This is a genomic window from Curtobacterium sp. B8 (genome assembly GCF_000333315.1).
Lineage (GTDB): Bacteria > Actinomycetota > Actinomycetes > Actinomycetales > Microbacteriaceae > Curtobacterium > Curtobacterium luteum.
The window spans coordinates 1-1,399 of the sequence record NZ_BACW01000075.1 but is presented as its reverse complement, the minus strand read 5'-3'; the positions used below and the strand labels follow the sequence as shown (position 1 = coordinate 1,399).

At 70.6% G+C, this 1,399-nt stretch carries 2 protein-coding genes; both read right to left on the bottom strand.

Features of this window, described 5'->3' with window-relative positions; translation table 11 throughout:
- Window positions 1–40: 40 nt before the first annotated feature.
- Complete coding sequence (locus I59_RS02045) at window positions 41–589, bottom strand: TetR/AcrR family transcriptional regulator (protein WP_022902451.1); 549 nt, start codon at window positions 587–589, stop codon at window positions 41–43.
- Window positions 590–764: 175 nt separating this feature from the next.
- Window positions 765–1,399: carbohydrate ABC transporter permease (locus I59_RS02040; protein ID WP_022902450.1), on the bottom strand; the 635-nt coding region annotated here is incomplete at its 5' end.

The window sequence follows — 1,399 nt, the reverse complement described above, 5'->3', positions numbered from 1 at the left end:
ATGCGGGTGCCAGTCTATCCCCAGGAGCGGGGCGACTGGTTCACGCGGCCGGCTTGGTCGCGATGAGTCGGTCGACGACGGCGAGCAGGGCCTCCATGTCGACGACCCCACGGGTGGGCCGGACGTCCGTCGTGGCACCGAGGGACGCCTGGTGGTAGAGCCCGTCGCCGAGCAGCTTGACTGCCTGCGCCGTCGGCTCGTCACCGAGCTCGTCGACGAGCGTCTCGAGCCAGGCGTTCTCGGTCTCGTCGAGGGTGCGGCCCGCCTCCTCGTAGCCGGCCTGCTGCAGGCGGCTCGCAGCGAGCAGTGCGAGGTCGAGCTCGCTGCCGACCCACTGGCAGTTGCGGACGAAGTAGCGGGCGACGCCGTCCTCGGCCTCGCGCATCCGCTCGACGTCGATCGCGGAGAGGTCGGAGAGGCGCTCGCACAGCCCCTCGACGAGGGCGGCCTTCGACCCGAAGTGGTACAGCAGCCCGCCCTTCGAGACGCCGGCGCGCGCGGCGACCGCGTCGAGGGTCGCCGGACGCTCGCCTTCCTCGCACACGATGGCGACGAAGCTGTCCAGGACACGATCGCGGGCGCTTGCCATGCCGGAAGTCTGCCATGCGCGGGCGGGGCCAGCGCGCACGGCGCGGAGGCCGGCTGGACGCGGCGCGGGCGAGGGCGCGAGCGCCGTGGACGCGAGCGCGGGCGCCACAGGCGTAGGCGCTGCGGACATGGGCGCAGGCGCCGTGGGCCATCCTCCACGGCGCCTGCGGGTCGTGTCAGCCCTTGAGGGCTCCGGCGGCGATGTTCGCGATGAAGTGTCGCGAGCCGATGATGAACACCCCGATGAGCGGGAACACACTGATCACCGCGCCCGCCATCACCGAGCCGAGGTCCGTCGCGTTCACCGAGCTGAGCGAGGCCAGCGCCACCTGCAGCGTCTGTCCCTTCGGGTCGATGAGCACGATGAGGGGCCAGACGTAGTCGTTCCACGAGCTGATGAAGGTGAAGATCCCGAGGAACGCCAGCCCACCGCGGAGCATGGGCACCGCGATCGACCACCAGGTCCGGAAGAACCCGGCGCCGTCGACCCGCGCGGAGTCGATGATCTCGTTCGGGATCGACCCGGTCGCGAACTGTCGGAGCAGGAAGATGCCGAACGCGTTCGCGGCTCCGGGCACGATCAACGCCTGCAGGCCGCCGATCCACCCGAGGTGCGCCATGAGCACGAAGCTCGGCACCAGCGAGAGGCTGCCCGGCACGAGGAACGTCGCCAGCATGATCGTGAAGAGGGAGCGCTTGAACGGGAACTCGTACTTCGCGAACGCGAACGCGGCGAGCGAGTCGAACAGCATGACGAGGACCGCGGTGGCCCCGGACACGAGCACCGTGTTCCCGAGCGCCCGGAGCATGT

Excerpts from the sequence above, each read along its gene's own strand:
- I59_RS02045 (WP_022902451.1), bottom strand. The coding sequence starts at position 589 with ATGGCAAGCGCCCGCGATCGTGTCCTGGACAGCTTCGTCGCCATCGTG.